This is a genomic window from Mesorhizobium sp. M1E.F.Ca.ET.041.01.1.1, from assembly GCF_003997355.1.
Lineage (GTDB): Bacteria > Pseudomonadota > Alphaproteobacteria > Rhizobiales > Rhizobiaceae > Mesorhizobium.
In genome coordinates this window covers 1-396 of the sequence record NZ_RZSL01001285.1, presented here as the reverse complement: position 1 = coordinate 396, position 396 = coordinate 1, and the positions used below count along the sequence as shown (strand labels likewise).

Below are 396 nucleotides of genomic sequence, written 5' to 3'. Positions count from 1 at the left end.
GGATTTCCCTGGTCGCCTTCCAGACCAGGAACAGGCCGCCGGCGATCAGGATCAGGTCGCGCCAGGAAAATCCGTGGCCGAAGGCGGTGAACACCGGCGTCGTCAGCTGCACGATGATCGAGATCGTGGCGAGCAGGATGAGGCGCATGACCAGCGCCGCCGAGATGCCCAGCCGGCGGGCGCGGGCGCGCTGCGCTTCCGGCAGCTTGTTGGTAAGGATCGAGATGAAGATCAGATTGTCGATGCCGAGCACGATCTCGAGCACCACCAGTGTCAAAAGCGCAACCCAGGCGGTCGGGTCGGAGACAAAGGCAAAGTGCGGCGCCAGGAATTCGACAAGCTGCATGGAGGTCGTCCCCTCTACGATCTAGAGCAGTTTCGTCGCCAGTTAGGCAC

General features: G+C 62.6%; 1 protein-coding gene. It reads right to left on the bottom strand.

Annotated features, from left to right (window positions below; all coding sequences use genetic code 11):
- Positions 1-346: TerC family protein (locus EOA38_RS38815; protein ID WP_145966377.1), on the bottom strand; the 346-nt coding region annotated here is incomplete at its 3' end.
- Positions 347-396: the final 50 nt, after the last annotated feature.